This is a genomic window from Nocardia anocheti, assembly GCF_029675105.1.
In the GTDB taxonomy this organism is placed as follows: Bacteria; Actinomycetota; Actinomycetes; order Mycobacteriales; family Mycobacteriaceae; genus Nocardia.
Map to the genome: position 1 here is coordinate 143168 of NZ_JAQQFV010000010.1, position 15563 is coordinate 158730.

Here is a 15563-nt window from a genome sequence, read left to right on the forward strand (position 1 = left end):
TCGGCGCGAGGTCCTGCTCAGCTGTCGCGGCGCGGCGCGACAGTCGCCACTGCCATGGCGTCCCGACGTCGGGCTGTGCGATAGGCGGCGGGTGTCACGCCGTACTTGGCGCGGAATGCGCGAGAGAGCTGGTCGACCGTGCGGAAACCGCAGCTGTCGGCGATGTCGCGCAGTCCGCGCGTGCCGTCGCCGAGCGCGCTCGCCGCGGCGGCCAACCTGCGGGTGCGGATGAGCCGCCCGACCGACAGGCCCTGGAGTTCGAACGCCCGGAACAGGGTCCGCCTGCTCACGTGCAATCGGGCCGCGACCGCGTCCGGGTTGACCGCCGGGTCCGCGAAGTTGCGGTCGATGAAGTCGGCGGCGCGGCGGCGCAGCGCGTCCTCGGCCGTCAGCTCCCGCGTCGCGTCCGCGAGATCCCGTTCGAGCAGCGCGACGACCGCCGCCCGGAAGAGGATCTCGTCGATGCGCGCGACGATCCTCAGATGACGGGGTCCGGAGGCGCCGCAGGCGATATCGCGGGCGAACATCAGCGCCGATCTCGCCGCTTGCGACAGCGTCCACGACCGGCCTCCCGCCGCGGCGGCCTCCAGGCCCCACGCGGTCAGTGAATTCACCGGGAGGTAGAGGTACAGCACATCGGTGGCCGGAGCCCCGCAGCGCGCGAACGTGGACCGGAACGGACTGTCGAGGCACACCGCGAACGCGTCACCGGGCGCGGCGGTCGCGCGGTGGCCGCGCTGTTCGAGCGTGGCGCGCCCGGCCAATACCAGCCCCAGCTGCAGATACTGGCTGTAGTGGTCGTCGTCGGCATCGGTGTCGCGCTCGGCGGTGATATCCGAGGACCGTAGGCGAGCGGCCAGCACCGATCCTGTGCTCGAAGTCCACAGGGTGGCGGCGAAATCCTCCCTGGCGCGCATCCGACAGCCGAATCCCACTCGCTGGAGATCGCCCGATCCGCGCAGGGGTACGCCCTGATCGTCGGATTTGACCGGCCGCTCCAGTGGGCAGAGCGTTCTCGGCCGAATCAATTCGCTCGTCGCTTGCCCTGATCCGAACAAATCGGACCTTCCCCGCGTCGAGGCCCTCGGATCGTCTTCTATTCGGTCCGGATACGGTCCGCCACGCTCGGCCTGCGGTCCGGTTTCGATCTTGTGCGCGTCTGCCTCGCTGTGCATATTCCACCTCCGCGCAGGGGTGCGCGGTCGCCGGAAACGGGTAGGACGCGGATCCGTGGCCGGTTGCCTGCACCTGTCGACATTGGGAATCGCTCTCGAAAGGCCAAGGATAACAGTGGAATTCGGGAACATGGGACGCTCCGTCGGATCGCGAAATCGCCGCGCGGACGACACCCGTATTCCGTGCCAGGTTCACCGGGGTGTCGTGCCAGAGCCGTGTGCGCGGTCCGGTCGGTGGACCGGCGAGAAGGCGGGCCCCGCCTGCCGATTTCGGTCATCGGGTGGCCTACTTCGCAGCTCGTCGCCGGTTTGCTTGATCATTGCGACCCCGGGGTCGGCGGCCTAGCCTCGACACCGTTGGCTCCCTTGCCATTCCGCTTCTTTCTGTGAATTCCGGCGCGCATCATCGCCTCACCTCGACGACGACAAAGGACTGCTGACATGCTGTGGGAAGCACTGCTGTGGGTGATGGTCGCCGCAGGACTGGCCGGGACCGCCGCCTACCTGCTGCGCGCACGCGGCAAAGGCCGCGAGGGCGAGTTCACCAACGAGTCGGTGGGACAGGTGTTCACCCTCGTCGGGGGCTTGCAGGTGGTGCTGGCGTCGTTCCTGCTCATCGGCGTGCTCGACACCAACGCGGGCGCGGCCAAGGCCGCCTCGGACGAGGCGGACCGACTGCTCGCCCTGCAGTGGGCGGGCGACGCGCTGTCCGAACCGGCACGAGGCACCGTCACCAGGGCCGTGCACGCCTACACCGGCCAGGTGATCGAGGTCGAGTGGCCCGCCATGACCTCGGGTGCTGAGGTCGATGACAAGGCGTGGAATCAGTTGTCGGCGGTGCGCACCAGCATCTCGGCCACGCCCGCCACCGACGAATGGCAACGGTCGCGTCAGATCGCGGCGGCCGATCGGCTGTGGGAGGTCTACGAGGCCAGGCAGGCCAGGATCGAGGCCGCGGGCAGCGCGTTGTCGCCGATGATGTGGCTGGCGCTGGCACTGGGCGCGGTGCTCTCAGTGGGACTGTCGCTGCTGTTCGCGGGCACCAGCGCGCGCGTGCACGTCGCGGTGGTGGCCAGTTTCGCGGCGGTGGTGACGTTCATGATCTTCACCATCTTCGAGCTACAGAACCCGTACGGTCGGGCGGCGGCGGTCGCGCCGACGGCCTTCGATGCCGTACTGGCGCAACTGAGATGAAAGCGACCGTGCGGAACGGGATCTGGATGGCCGCCGTGGCGGGCCTGGGCTTGTTCGCGCCGGGGGCCGTCGGCGCTGTACCCGATGGGTCGTCGGTCGAGCCGACCGCCACCGTTCCGCTGAACACACCGCGGCTCGCCACGCCGCCGATCGTTCCTACGCAGCCCACGCAGCCCACGCAGCCCACGCAGCCCACGCAGCCCACGCAGACACCTCGCGTCTCGCCCGGCACCGCGACCGGGCCGGACGGATCGGAGGTCCCCGGTGAGCCGCGCCCGTTCGTGGAGCCGCGGCTGCCCGGTCAGGCAGAGCGCCCGGAGAAGTCCACGCCGAGAACGACATTCGAGCTCGAGATACCCGTTCCCGATCACTCACACGAAAGACCGGTCGTTCCGGCACCGCTACCGCCGATGGGAGGTCTGGAGTTGCCCGTCCCGGCGCGCCCGTTCGATATTCCGGACGAGCCAGCTCCGGAGCCCCCACGCCCGCGACCCCTGCCCGCTCCGGCGCCCGCGCTCCCGTTGCCCGCCCCAGCGCCCGCACCGCCGTTGCCAGCTCCCGCGCCTCCATCGCCAACTCCCGCACTGCCGGTGCCAGCGACGACGCCTCCACCATCCTCGACGGCGACGCCCGCCCCGGAACCAACACCGGTTCAAGCACCCCCACCGCCATCACCGAGCGTGCCGGAAAGCCCTGCTCAGGCTCCACTCCCACCGCCCGTCGAGCCGTCACCGAGTCCACCCGCCCCGGTCACCACCACGTCGCTGAGACTTCCGCTGCCCGCCGAGCCGAAGCCGGAGGCGGTGGCCGCCCAGCCCGTGACCGTCGAACAGCGGCGCTGGGCGCTGACCGCCCTGCTGGTGATCATCGGCAGCGCGGGCGCGATCAGAGCGGTATCGAGGCGCTCATGAGTGACTACAGCAAGCAGGAGGCAATCCTCGCGGCAGTGCTGCGTGGTAGGTCGAACCGGGGGGATCGAAGGCCTGCGGTCGCGCATTCATCTGTGTATTCGGTTATCGCACAACAGAATTCAGCTCGTTCTCCTCCGTGGACCACGTCGAATCCGCTACAGTCGTTGTGCCGCAACAGATAACCGGTGGATAACCGATTCTTTCGCTCCCCGTCGCGTGTCATCTCGTTTCTCCCATGTCTCACGAAGCAGGAAGAACCCATGACTGATCTGGCTGAACCCTTCTCTGGAACCATCGCCGCCGCGCAGCTGAGCCTCAGCACCGTCGCCGCGCGCAATCTGGCCACCACCACCAAATCCGTGCCGCAGATGCAGGGCATCACCTCGCGGTGGCTGCTGAAGCTGCTGCCCTGGGTGCAGGCCGACGGTGGCGTCTACCGCGTCAACCGCCGCCTCACCTACACCGTCGGCGACGGCTTGATCACCTGCTACGACACCGCGGGCCAGGCCCGGGTCCTCGCGCCGGACCTGCGTGAACTGCGCTACCTGCGCGGCTTCTCCGACGACGCGGCCCTGCAGGCGGTCGCGGACTCCTTCGTCGAACGTCAGTACGCGCCCGGCGACATCATCGCCGAAGCGGGCCGACCGGCCGACGAACTGGTGGTGCTCGCCCACGGCAAGGCCGACAAGCTCGGCACCGGCGCCTACGGCGAGTCGACCGTCCTCGAGATCATGACCGACGGACGCTTCATCGGCGAACGGATCCTGGGTGCCGACGCGCAGCCGTGGGACTACACCGTCAAAGCCGTCACCGCGTGCACCTGTCTGGTGCTCACCGACCAGGCGCTGGCCGAGGTCAGCGCCCGGATCGAAGAGCTGCGCGAGCACGTTCGGGTGGCCCAGCTCGACGATGCCGTCGCCGATGAGCGAGCCAATCCCTACGGTGAGAGTTCGATCGAGCTGGCCTCCGGCCACGAGGGTGAGCCGCAGCTGCAGGGCACCTTCGTCGACTACGACCTGTCCCCGCGCGAATACGAGCTGAGCATCGCGCAGACCGTCCTGCGGGTCCACAGTCGGGTCGCCGATCTCTACAACAAGCCCATGGACCAGATCGAACAACAGTTGCGGCTGACCATCGAGGCCCTGCGCGAGCGCCAAGAAGACGAGATGGTGAACAACCGCGACTTCGGGCTGCTGCACAACGCGGCACCCCAGCAGCGGATCAGTACCCGCACCGGCGCGCCGACACCCGACGACATGGACGAACTGCTCGCCCTGGTCTGGAAGGAACCCGCGTTCTTCCTCGCCCATCCGAAGGCCATCGCCGCCTTCGGCGCCGAGTGCAGCCGCCGCGGCATCTACCCGACGAGCGCCGAGCTGAACGGGCACCGGGTGCCGTCGTGGCGCGGGGTGCCGATCCTGCCGTGCAACAAGATCGGTACCTCGGCCAGCCGGACCACCTCGATCATGCTGATGCGCACCGGCGAAGCGGCGCAGGGCGTGATCGGCCTGCGTCAGACCGGGATTCCCGACGAGTACGAGCCCGGCCTGAACGTGCGCTTCATGGGAATCGACGACAAGGCGATCATCTCCTACCTGGTCAGCACCTACTACTCGGCCGCCGTGCTGGTGCCCGACGCCCTCGCGATCCTCGAGAACGTGCAACTCGGCGCCGAGGGCTGAGACCGTGCAGCCCTTCGAGCTGCCCGAGTTCTACGTCGCTCATCCCGCGCGGCTCAACGCGCACGTGGAACAGGCACGGGCACATACCAAACAGTGGGCCTACGAGATGGGGATGCTCGGCGATACCGTCGGCGGCGACGTGGTGTGGGACGAGCCGAGTTTCGACGGCATGGACTACGCAGGGCTGTGTGCCTACACCCATCCGGAAGCGAGCGCGCCGGTCCTCGACACCGTCACCGACTGGTACACCTGGGTGTTCTACTTCGACGACCATTTTCTCGACGCGTTCAAACGCACCGGCGACATGGACGGCGCCCGGCGATATCTCGACCGCCTGGCCACGTTCATGCCACCCGAGGGCGCCGCGATGCCGATACCGACCAATCCCGACGAGCGCGGTCTCGGTGACCTCTGGCAGCGGACGGTGCCGTCGATGTCGCAGTGCTGGCGTGAACGGTTCCGTGAGAGCACGAGGAACCTGCTGCTCGACTGTGTCTGGGAGATCGGCAACATCAACACCGCCCGGATTCCCAATCCCATCGACTACATCGAGATGCGGCGCCGCGTCGGTGGCGCGCCGTGGTCGGCCGATCTGGTGGAGTACGCGCGCGGCATCGAGATTCCCGAAGCCGTCGTCGGCACCCGCCCGATGCGGGTACTCAAGGACACGTTCTCCGACGCGGTGCACCTGCGCAACGACATCTTCTCCTATCAGCGCGAGACTGAGGACGAAGGCGAGGTGAACAACGGGGTCCTGGTGGTGGAGCGGTTCTTCGACTGCTCGCCCCAGCAGGCCGCCGACATCGTCAACGACCAGCTCACCTCGCGGATCCATCAGTTCGAGAACACCGTGCTGACCGAACTGCCCGTGCTGTTCGACGAACACGGGCTCGATCCGGTACAGCGCGCGGCCGCTCTCTCGTACGCGCACGGTCTACAGGACTGGCAGTCGGGCGGTCACGAATGGCACCTGCGGTCCAATCGGTACATGAACGGCTCCGCGTCCACGGGTCCGGCCTTCGGTCCCGCGGGGATCGGCACCGAACTGGCCAGACCCGGATTCTGGAAGGGACTCGCCGGACCGGGCGGCATGCGCAGCCACCGCCGAACCCCGGTGCGCCGCAGCGGACAGTTGCCGCTGCCGGAGTTCGATGTGCCGTTCGAGCTCAGCCTGTCACCGCACCTACCGGTGGCACGCACGGCCAGTGTCGACTGGGCGCAACAGGTCGGTTTCCACGACCCGTTGCCCGAGCTCGGTGGACGGCGGCTGTGGACCAGACAGGACACGGTCGGGTTCGATTTCGCCCTGTGCTCCGCGGGTTTGGACCCCGACGCCGATGTCGAGGCGCTGACGCTGTCGGCCGAGTGGCTCACCTGGGGGACCTGGGGCGACGACTACTTTCCTACGGTCTTCGCTCCGGCTCAGGGCGCCGCGGCGATGGCGGGGGCGAAAGCGTGCAACGCGAGGTTGTCGGCCTTCATGCCGCTCGACCTGAAAGTGGTGGACACTCCGGTCAATCCCCTGGAGCGGTCGCTGGCGGATCTGTGGTCGCGCACCGCGCGGTCGATGACGCACGCGGCCCGGCAGACCTTCCGGAGCGCGGTGGAATCCATGACCGAGAGCTGGTTGTGGGAGTTGGCCAACCACATCCAGCACCGGGTCCCCGACCCGGTCGACTATCTCGAGATGCGTCGCCGCACCTTCGGTTCGGACCTGACGATCGCGCTGTCGAAGATCGCCCGCGGCGGCCTGATCCCCGACGCGGTGTTCGAGTCCACCACCCTGCGCGGCATCGAACACGCCGCGCAGGACTACGGCTGCTTGATCAACGACTTCTACTCCTATCAGAAGGAAATCGAGTACGAAGACGAGCTGCACAACGCGATCCTGGTGGTCGAGTCGTTCTTCGACTGCGACCGCGATGTCGCCGCCTCCGTCGTCGACGACCTGATGCGGGCCAGAATGCGGCAGTTCCAGCGACTCGTCGACGACGAACTGCCCGTCCTGTTCGAGCACCACCGGCTCGACGACACCGCTCGCGCGGCCCTGACCAGCTATATCGACGAACTGCGGGACTGGATCGCGGGCATTCTGCACTGGCACCGCGGCACCAGTCGCTACCGCCCGGAGCACCTGCGGTCCCCGGGTGGCGTGCCGCCGCATCCCGCTGCCCACGCGGTCCGCCCGTGGGGACCGTCGGGTATCGGCACGGCCGCCGCCCGTATTCGTCCGCGCGTCGGAGCCGTCGCCACCCATGCCACCTCGCCGGGAAGGATTCCCTCGTGACCAGCACCGCCCAGAACCCGCCGACCGCGTTCGGTGTCGCCGCCGCCCGCACCCTGGCCACCACCACCAAATCCGTTCCGCAGATGCAGGGCATCACCCCCCGCTGGCTGCTGCGCGCACTGCCCTGGGTGGAGGTCGACGGCGGCACCTACCGGGTCAACCGGCGCCTGACCTACACCGTCGGCGACGGCTACGTCACCTGCACGCTGGCCGGTGGGCAGTACCAGATCGTTCCGGCCGAACTCCGCGAACTGCGCGCGCTGCGCGATTTCGACGACGACGACACGCTCGCCGAACTCGCCCGCCTGTTCACCCAGCAGGAGTTCGCGGCGGGGGAGACGATCTGCGAATTCGGCAACGAGATCGACGCCGCGTATGTGCTCGCCCACGGCCGGGTCGTGCTGACCGGACCGGGGGACTACGGCCAGCAGGTACAGCTCGATGTGCTCGACGACGGCAGTCACCTCGGTGCCGCCACTCTCCTCGGTGGGCAGGCCATCTGGGAGTACACGGCCACCGCGAACACCGCCTGCACGGTCCTCGCGTTGCCGCGCGCCGTGTTCGACGCGCTGTGCGCCCGGGCACCGCGTCTGGCCGCCCACATCGCCGACCTCGGACCGACGGTCGCCGCCGAGCGCGCCGGTGCCGACAAATTCGGTCAGGCCGCGATCGGACTGCTGTCGGGTCAGCAGGGTGAGCCGACCCTGCCCGGCACCTACGTCGACTACGACCAGCGACCGCGTGAGCTCGAACTCAGCGTCGCGCAACTGCTGCTGCGCGTGCACACCCGGGTCACCGACCTCTACAACAAGCCGATGAATCAGCTCGACCAGCAGCTGCGCCTGTCGATCGCGGCACTGCGGGAACGTCAGGAACGAGACCTGCTGACCCATCACGACTACGGACTGCTCCACAATGTCGACCCGAGTCAGCGGCTGTGCTCGGCGACCGGCCGACCCACTCCCGAAGACCTCGATCGCCTGCTGGCGCGTCGTCGCAAGACCGCGTTCTTCCTCGGCCATCCCCGCGTCATCGCCCAGTTCGGCCACGAATGCACCGCCAGGGGCGTCTATCCGGAGCACACCGAGTTCGAGGGGAAACGGGTGCACGCGTGGCGCAATGTACCGCTGCTGCCCTCCGACAAGATCCCCATCTCGCCGAACGGGACCAGCACGATCCTGGCGATGCGGGTCGGTGAGTCCGACGACGGCGTGATCGGCCTGCGTCAGACCGGACTGCCCGACGAAGTCGAGCCGGGCGTCAACGTGCGCTTCACCGGCATCGACGACCGCGCGATCGCCTCCTATCTCGTCAGCGCCAATCACGCTGCCGCAGTGCTGGTTCCGGACGCGCTCGGCGCGCTGACCGAAGTGCGGGTGTACCGATGAGCACTCCGCGTGTCGCGACCACATCTATTCCGGTGCGGGCACCGGCGGTTCCGCCGCGCCCGCGCACCGCCGCCGACGTCCTCGATCAGTGCCGTGAGGCGTGCGCCGCCACCCTGCACGCGACCGTCCAGATGATGCCCGCCACGATCCGCACGATCGTCGGATACCACTTCGGCTGGTGGGACCCGACGGGACGGCCGGAGAAGCACGACGGCGGCAAGGCCATTCGCCCGGCCCTCGTCCTGTCAGCCGCCCGGTTGACCGGCGGCGAGGCGGCCGAGGCCGTGCGCGCCGCCGTCGCGGTCGAACTGGTGCACAATTTCTCGTTGCTCCACGACGACGTGATGGACCGCGACACCACCCGACGGCACCGGCCGACGGCGTGGACCGCGTTCGGGATCGGGCCCGCGATCCTCGCCGGTGACGCGCTGGTCGCCCAGGCGTATTCGCTGCTCGCCGCGCAGGCGCACACCCCGATCGTCGAAGCCTCGAATCTGATGAGCCGGTCGATCCTGCACCTGGTCGAGGGGCAGTGCGCGGACCTGGGATTCGAGCGGCGCACCGATGTCCAGGTCGAGGAATGCCTCACCATGGTCGACCAGAAGACCGGTGCGCTGTTCGGGTGCTCGGCCGCGCTCGGCGGCTTGTTCGGGCACGCGGACCCCGGCGAGCTCGTGCGGCTGCAGGAATTCGGAAGGCGCCTCGGCCGGGCCTTCCAACACACCGACGACCTGCTCGGCATCTGGGGCGACCCGAACGTCACCGGGAAATCGGTGTTCTCCGACCTGCGCAGCCGCAAGAAGTCGCTGCCGGTGGTCTTCGCCCTGCGCTCGGACACCCCCGAAGCGGGCGCGCTCGCCGACCTCTATTTCCGAGACGAGCCACTCGACGACGACGAATTGACCCGTGCCGCCGAACTGGTCGAAGCCGCGGGCGGCCGGGAATGGAGTCGACTGCAGGCCAGGCGTCTGTACGAGGACGCCATGTCGGCCATCAGCGAGGTCGGCACCGACGCCGAAGCCCGCGCCGATCTGGACCTGCTCGCGGCGCTGGCCGCGGACCGGAACTGCTGACACCGTGGTGCGTCGGCCATACCCCGCGCGCGGCCGTATTCGGTGTCGTTGGCGATGCGCAGGGCGTCGTCGACGTCATCTTCCGCGACTTCGGTGCGGCCGACCCGGATGTAGTGCCGTACCCGATCGAGCTGATATTGATTGATCAGCGGACCCAGCTGGGAGGTCGGGTCGAGGTCGTCGCCGACACGCACGGTCTTGGTGAATTCGCCGATGCGGGCGACGAATTCGTCGTAGATCGGAGGCTGCACGAGAATGCGGGAACCGGCGACGCAGACCTGGCCGCTGTTGGTGTGAACGCGCATCGTGGCGCCGAGCGCCGCCTTGTCCAGGTCGGCGTCGGCGAAGACGACATCGGGCGACTTACCGCCCAGCTCCAACTGCAGGCGTTTGAAGCTGGTCGCCGAGGCTCGCACGATCGAGCGCGCGGTGCCGACCGAGCCGGTTAACGCGAACCGGTCCACATCGCGATGCTCGGCCAGCGCCTGACCGGCTTCGGCGCCGTAGCCGGTGACGACATTGATCACGCCGTCGGGCACGCCAGCCTCGGCCATCACTTCCGCGATGCACAGCACCGAGAGCGAGGTCTCCTCTGCGGGCTCGAGCACCGCGGTGCAGCCGGTGGTGACCGGCGCCGACGCCGCGTGATGGTCGACCTGAAGAAGTCCGCCGCCGTACGGAAACTCGTCGGCCGGGCGGGCGAACCACCCACCATCCCGCTCAACCTGGCGGGCGACTTCGGTGGCGGCTCCCTGTATCTCGCCCTCGGCGTCGTCGCCGCCCGCCGCGAAGCCCGCACGTCCGGCCGCCAGGCCAAACCGTCGACGCCGCCATGGTCGACGGCTCGGCCTCGCTCATAACCGGCTTCTACGGCCTGCGATCAGAGCGCCATCGCCTTACCGCGTCTCCCTGTCAGACATGTGCCACAAGCACGCGCGGATTTGTGTGAGAAGGTCCCGCCAGTGCCCAATCCTATTGGAAGAGTAGGTATTCTGCGCGTAGACGAGGGCACGCTCGCGATATCGTCGGCGATTCGCGTGCGTTGGGGACAGGGGTAGTCAGAGCATGACCACCATTCCGGTATCGCCAGAATTCTGGGTGGAGTACAACGCATTCGACTTCCCATCTTCGATCGTTTCGAGCGGCGAACTGACGTTCCGCACCGATGACCTGGCGCATGCGCTGTTCACCACCGGTCGTGCTCCCGCGGACCGCTTCCGGTACGGCAGAGCATCGACGTGGGAGTGGTTGCACCGTGCATCGCTGATCCCGGCGTACCTTCGCCGCGGCCACGATGGCGGTCTCACGCGTTCCCGGCTGGCAGCCGAACTCGACCGATCAGAGCTTGTGGGGCTGTCCTACGCCCTCGGGACGGCCATGACGGCGATTTTCTGCGACCAAGTGCTGGGCGTCAGTCATCTGCTGCACATCGATCGCTACGCATCGACCTACGGGGTCGATTTCAGTCCCGGACGCAAGCGAGCGGACTTGATAGGGCGTTCTCCGTCGGGCTGGGTGGTGGCCGAAGCCAGAGGTCGTTCACGCGCGATGGAGCGGGCGCTGCGTACGAAACTCGTAGAACAGAAGCGAACAGTGCGCTCGATCGAATCGACCCCACCGTGGCTTGCGCTGGGGTGCGTCGCCTCGTTTCCCAACGGCCGAGACATGGTTGTCGACGCTTTCGATCCCGAGGAGCCGGCTGAGGACGCGGTGGTTCTGGACCAGCTGACGAGGGACAAGTACTTGTACGCCTACTATCTGCCATTCCTCGAGGCGATCGAGGCGGGGGATCGACCTGCTCGCGTGTCGAATACCCTGGTCGAGGAGGCGCACTTCGGCGGGTTCGGGGTCAAGGTCGGAATACTGCATGAGATCGCTGACCTGGTCCGAGACCATGCGTCCTCTGGGCGCACTATCGGTCTCGGTGAGCAGATCGACCACTGCATCGACTCCGCTCGTGAACGTGGCATCGAGATGCTTCGCGACGGATCTCTGGTCGAAGCGGACTGGGCAGATGCCATGCTCGGCGAACAGGGTTGAGCGGCCGCTGACGATCGCGCAACGGCTAGCGGGCGGCGGCGAGGCCGAAGTTGAACTCCGAGGGCTGCAGGATGATGAATCCCGCGCCGTCGAAGCGGACCTGGGCGACCTCGCCGGAGCCGCCGCGCAGCATGGACCCGAAACTCTGGGTGCGCACGAGGGAGGTTTGCAGGCCCGCGGACCAGCCGATGAGGGCGTCGGAATCAGCGAATACCGGTTGTTGGGGGCTGACGGGGATGACGATCGGCTGGCCGTGGCTGGTGATCGCCAGGCGGCCCTGCCCCTGGAAGACGCAGTTGAACAGGCCGCCGCCGACGAAAGCCCCCGCCCCGGCCACCATCTGGATGTCGTAGTGGAGTGAGGGCTCGTAGACGAGAATGTGCTTGCCGTTGATCGAGAGCGCGTCGCCGGGATCGAGATCGATCAGGAAGCAGTCCGAGGAATGGTGCGCGAACCACACCTCGCCCTGTCCCCGGCAGGTCATCAGCGGCACACCCTCGCCGGTGGCGAACCGTTTGACGAGGTTGCCCAATCCCTGACTCTTGACCTCGAACGCGAACTGTCCTCGGTAGCCGATCATGGCGCCCTGGCGGGCGAAGACCTCGCCGTTCACGCACGCCTTCACGCACCTCGAGTGTTGCAGCGTGATACCGAGCTGGGTGGCCTGCTGGGCGGTGTTGTTCGCGTGGAAGATGTCACTGCGCATGCGCGTCGGCGCTCCTGACCGTGGGGATAACTGCCGCCACGATACCGATCGACCGGATCGGCGCGGTCAGAGGTCGGTGCGGGTCGCTAGGGATTCGGGGGAGTGGGCCGCGCATCCACGAAGCACTACAGAAGCGGCGTGCGAAGACGGCGAGCAGCCGATGCGCGACCACATCATGTCCGGTGCCGACGAGCTCATCGCCATGCGCGAGAAGCAGGGCATGTGGTCGGAGCCGGAGAAATCCACCGCCTACCTGTACTGACCCGAGAGGTTAGGCACGCGGGTGGCTGGTGGGTGTCCACCGAGTGCGGTGTGGCCCCGGTGATGGTTGTAGGCGGCGTCGCTGCGAAAAGCGCGGGCGTCGCCGAGTGCCCCGCGCGCTCAGCGTCGGCGCCGGGCGATGAGCCAGACCGCGACACCGGCGGCGAGCGCGGCGGCCGCCAGCGGGATCGCGGGCGTGCGTGCCGCCTGACCGGCCATATCGCGGGCCTGGTCGGCGGTGGCGAGCGCCTGGTATTTGGCGTCGGTGACCTGCTGTTTCGCGGCTTCGGTGGTCGCGTGGACCTTGTCCTTGGCCCGGGCCGGGACGTCGAGCTTGTCGGTGAGTGCGGCGACGGTCTCACCGAGTTCCTGGCGCGTCAGGTCGCGGTCGAGGCGCAGGTCCTCGGGGTCGACGGGTTCGCTCATCGCGCGACTCCTTCCTTGATCGTGTCGAGGTCGGTTTTCACGCCATGAACGGCGTCGCGGGGAACCGGCGGCGCGGCGTCGGTGGCCTTCTTCTTGCCGAACAGCGCGAGGCCCCCGCCGACGATCAGCAGGGCGGCACCGACGATGAGGGCGGCGGCCCAGTCCGGCACGGCCAGCGCCAGGGCGAAGACCGCGGCCGCGGTCAGGGCGATGCCGCCGTAGAAGGCGAGCAGGCCGCCCGCGCCCGCGATACCGGCACCGAGCGCGAGGCCCTTGGTCCGGTCCTGCATCTCGATCCGGGCGAGCTGGATCTCGTCGCGCACCAGCCGGGTGATCTGCTGGGACGCGTCCCCGACCAGTTCGGACACCGATCGGTCGTGCGTGGTGGGCGGTCCCGTCCGCGTATCCGCCATGTCGTCATCTCCTTGTCGGCAATCGGTCCTTTCTCAGGCCATGCCACGTAGACGGCGATCCAAACGCACCCGGACGATCCGGCGCCTCGTGCGCGCCTGCGCGAGCGCGGAGTTCTGACCGGTGTCGCTGTCGGCCCACGGGCCAGCATCGACACGATCACAAGGGTGGCCGATGATCCGATGACGTGCTGAAATAGGGTGTCGGCCGGTCTTGAGTACCACAGGACCGGCCACGCAATGTCGAAGCGTGCCCCTGCTTCGAGGATGCCGAGTGTCGTCGATGAGGCCCCGCCTTCACCGGGTGACCCCGTTCCCACCAGCCGTCGGCGAATCCGCCGACCTCTGTCTGCGACTGCAAGCCGAGCTCGAACTGCGCCCGCAGGCCGTGCTGCTGCACGTCCACGGCGAAGCCGACGCCTACACCCTGTCGCGATGGCGCCGTATCCTCGACGCCGCACTCGCCGAGGCCACCACCGGCTACCTCGTCGTCGACCTCAGCGACACCGAGTTCCTCGGCTGCCGCCCGATCCTGGACCTCGCCGACCGCGCACAACAAGCCCTCACCCGCGGCATCCGGGTCGCGATCTACAACCCGGTCCCCGGCGTCGTGAACCGCATCATCGACGTAGCGGGCCTGAGCACCTGGCTACCGATCCACACCTCTTTGCCCGAAGCCCTGACCACACATCTCCCACTGGCACCCGGCGCGTGAGCGCGTCCACGCGATTGGCGGCACCCCGCTCAGGCCGCGCCATCATGGTGGGCGGCCAAGAAAACCGGTAACGCGTTGTCGGTGGCCGACCCCACGGGCAGCGGCGTTCCTTCGTTGTCACCGGGTGAGCTGAACACCGGTAGCCCGGCCGACTCTGGCACGGCACCAGCTGCTGTCGAAAACGGGTCGGTCATCTCGTCCCCCTGAAAAATAGTAGATGAACTGCAATTTCGTGAAGCGTAGCGCGTCCCACCGACACCGAACCCGATCGCCTGGCTCAGGCCCTGCGATCCACGTTCGCCTCGGTGCCCGTCTCGCGTCAGTGGCGGCGCTGCCATTGCCAGATCCCGTGGTCCAGATCCCTGGGGGACATGTCCAACGCTTCCGCCGCGGAATGAACGGCCTCCCATGCGAACTGGGCTGTCACGTCTTTGTGTGGCATCCCGAGGCTGTCGGCCACGAAGCGAATGATCATCCTGTCCGGTTTCACTCCGGGGATCCCGGCCAGCATCTGAACGCAATGCCAGGTGACACCGGACCGCTGGCCGGGAACCTTCTGCCACGAGTTCCGGATCTGCTGCAGGCGCGCGGTATCCACCGCGGCGTCGCGGAGATCCTGTGCGGTCACCACCGATCCGTCGATCATCGCCTGCGCCGCGAGGCGAACAGCGACCGCCTTCAATGGTGCGCCCGCATGGGTAGATGTCTTGTTCCGATTGCCGATTCGGCCTGCCCAGGCGGCGGAACCGCCGACGTCCTCGAAGGTGGCGATGAGATCGTGCGCGCCGTCGGTATAGGGATCGCGACCCAGTTCTCGACGGAAATCGCAGTACCTGCCGATGACGTTCTCGACGCTGGAGTAGGTGACGCCGGTCGATTGGATCGAGTCGATGACGCACAGGGCAAGGCCGTTGGGATAGCCCATCGGTGCCTCGACGCCTCTGAACCGTTCACAAGCCGCGGACAGCAGGCGAACCTGCTCGGGGGTGGGCACCATGACCGCCCGGTGGGCGGTCAGCGTTGGCGCCAGCTGAGGGGGCCGGGGAGGTCGACGGCGTTTCTTCTGGTGCGGGAGTTCCAGCTCCAGGGGCCGATCTTGATGCCCCAGGAGGACAGGCCCGATTGGGTGAAATTGAACTTCAGTGGGCCGAAGGACTTGCGCTGACGGAAGCGGATGGGCATGGGAACCTCCTGGATCATTGTCAGGGTATCCGATCTGCCTGGGGCGCAAACGGTTCCGAGCTGGGCTGGTGTCGAGGGGGCTGTCGAGCCGGTCGCGCACCGGCTCGCGGCTG

General features: G+C 67.8%; 15 protein-coding genes and 1 pseudogene. 8 read left to right on the top strand and 8 right to left on the bottom strand.

Translation table 11 applies throughout. The features are described 5' to 3' along the window. Positions 1-17: 17 nt before the first annotated feature. Positions 18-917 (bottom strand): AraC family transcriptional regulator, encoded by a 900-nt coding sequence (locus QC180_RS25370; RefSeq protein ID WP_278265327.1) that lies wholly within the window; start codon positions 915-917, stop codon positions 18-20. Positions 918-1616: 699 nt separating this feature from the next. Here QC180_RS25370 and QC180_RS25375 point away from each other — a divergent pair. Then, positions 1617-2369, top strand: a complete 753-nt coding sequence (locus QC180_RS25375) for a bestrophin-like domain (protein ID WP_278265328.1) — start codon at positions 1617-1619, stop codon at positions 2367-2369. Between the two features lie 697 nt (positions 2370-3066). Here the strand turns inward: QC180_RS25375 and QC180_RS25380 are convergent. Continuing rightward, on the bottom strand, positions 3067-3237 hold the full coding sequence (locus QC180_RS25380) for a hypothetical protein (RefSeq protein ID WP_278265329.1): 171 nt from the start codon (positions 3235-3237) through the stop codon (positions 3067-3069). 303 nt (positions 3238-3540) lie between these two features. On the opposite strand from QC180_RS25380, the gene QC180_RS25385 reads away from it, so the two are divergent. From QC180_RS25385 to QC180_RS25400, 4 genes are read left to right on the top strand one after another with little or no spacing between them, the layout of a single operon-like run. After that, positions 3541-4962, top strand: coding sequence for a family 2B encapsulin nanocompartment shell protein (locus tag QC180_RS25385; RefSeq protein WP_278265330.1), 1422 nt, complete (start codon positions 3541-3543; stop codon positions 4960-4962). 4 nt (positions 4963-4966) lie between these two features. Beyond that, positions 4967-7249, top strand: a complete 2283-nt coding sequence (locus tag QC180_RS25390; RefSeq protein ID WP_278265331.1) for a terpene synthase family protein — start codon at positions 4967-4969, stop codon at positions 7247-7249. After that, entirely contained in the window at positions 7246-8637 is a 1392-nt protein-coding gene (locus QC180_RS25395; RefSeq protein WP_278265332.1) for a family 2B encapsulin nanocompartment shell protein, read from the top strand. Before QC180_RS25390 ends, QC180_RS25395 begins: the two co-directional genes overlap by 4 nt. Then, positions 8634-9710 carry a family 2 encapsulin nanocompartment cargo protein polyprenyl transferase gene (locus QC180_RS25400; protein ID WP_278265333.1) on the top strand — a complete coding sequence of 359 codons (1077 nt, stop codon included), beginning with the start codon at positions 8634-8636 and terminating at the stop codon, positions 9708-9710. The genes QC180_RS25395 and QC180_RS25400 overlap by 4 nt, the downstream gene beginning before the upstream one ends. Positions 9711-9805: 95 nt before the next feature. Here QC180_RS25400 and QC180_RS25405 read toward each other — a convergent pair. Then, a pseudogene (locus tag QC180_RS25405) lies at positions 9806-10342 on the bottom strand (aldehyde dehydrogenase family protein); the annotation flags it as partial. A gap of 12 nt (positions 10343-10354) precedes the next feature. Between QC180_RS25405 and QC180_RS25410 the strand changes: the two are divergent. Further along, entirely contained in the window at positions 10355-10570 is a 216-nt protein-coding gene (locus QC180_RS25410) for a hypothetical protein (protein WP_474646532.1), read from the top strand. Positions 10571-10775: 205 nt separating this feature from the next. After that, positions 10776-11750, top strand: a complete 975-nt coding sequence (locus QC180_RS25415) for a hypothetical protein (RefSeq protein WP_278265334.1) — start codon at positions 10776-10778, stop codon at positions 11748-11750. Between the two features lie 25 nt (positions 11751-11775). On the opposite strand, the gene QC180_RS25420 is transcribed toward QC180_RS25415, so the two are convergent. The 3 genes from QC180_RS25420 to QC180_RS25430 form a co-directional block, all read right to left on the bottom strand. Next, a complete protein-coding gene (locus tag QC180_RS25420) occupies positions 11776-12456 on the bottom strand; it encodes an AIM24 family protein (protein WP_278265335.1) in 681 nt (226 codons plus the stop codon). A gap of 381 nt (positions 12457-12837) precedes the next feature. Further along, positions 12838-13143: a DUF3618 domain-containing protein gene (locus tag QC180_RS25425; protein WP_278265336.1), complete on the bottom strand. Its 306-nt coding sequence runs from the start codon at positions 13141-13143 to the stop codon at positions 12838-12840. Then, positions 13140-13556: a phage holin family protein gene (locus QC180_RS25430; protein ID WP_278265337.1), complete on the bottom strand. Its 417-nt coding sequence runs from the start codon at positions 13554-13556 to the stop codon at positions 13140-13142. Before QC180_RS25430 ends, QC180_RS25425 begins: the two co-directional genes overlap by 4 nt. 280 nt (positions 13557-13836) lie before the next feature. Here QC180_RS25430 and QC180_RS25435 point away from each other — a divergent pair, with 280 nt between their 5' ends. Then, positions 13837-14268 (top strand): anti-sigma factor antagonist, encoded by a 432-nt coding sequence (locus tag QC180_RS25435; RefSeq protein WP_278265338.1) that lies wholly within the window; start codon positions 13837-13839, stop codon positions 14266-14268. Between the two features lie 319 nt (positions 14269-14587). On the opposite strand, the gene QC180_RS25440 is transcribed toward QC180_RS25435, so the two are convergent. Both QC180_RS25440 and QC180_RS25445 read right to left on the bottom strand, forming a co-directional pair. Then, positions 14588-15265, bottom strand: a complete 678-nt coding sequence (locus QC180_RS25440) for a hypothetical protein (protein WP_278265339.1) — start codon at positions 15263-15265, stop codon at positions 14588-14590. A 17-nt stretch (positions 15266-15282) separates the two neighbouring features. Further along, positions 15283-15450 (bottom strand): DUF4236 domain-containing protein, encoded by a 168-nt coding sequence (locus tag QC180_RS25445; RefSeq protein WP_278265340.1) that lies wholly within the window; start codon positions 15448-15450, stop codon positions 15283-15285. Positions 15451-15563: the final 113 nt, after the last annotated feature.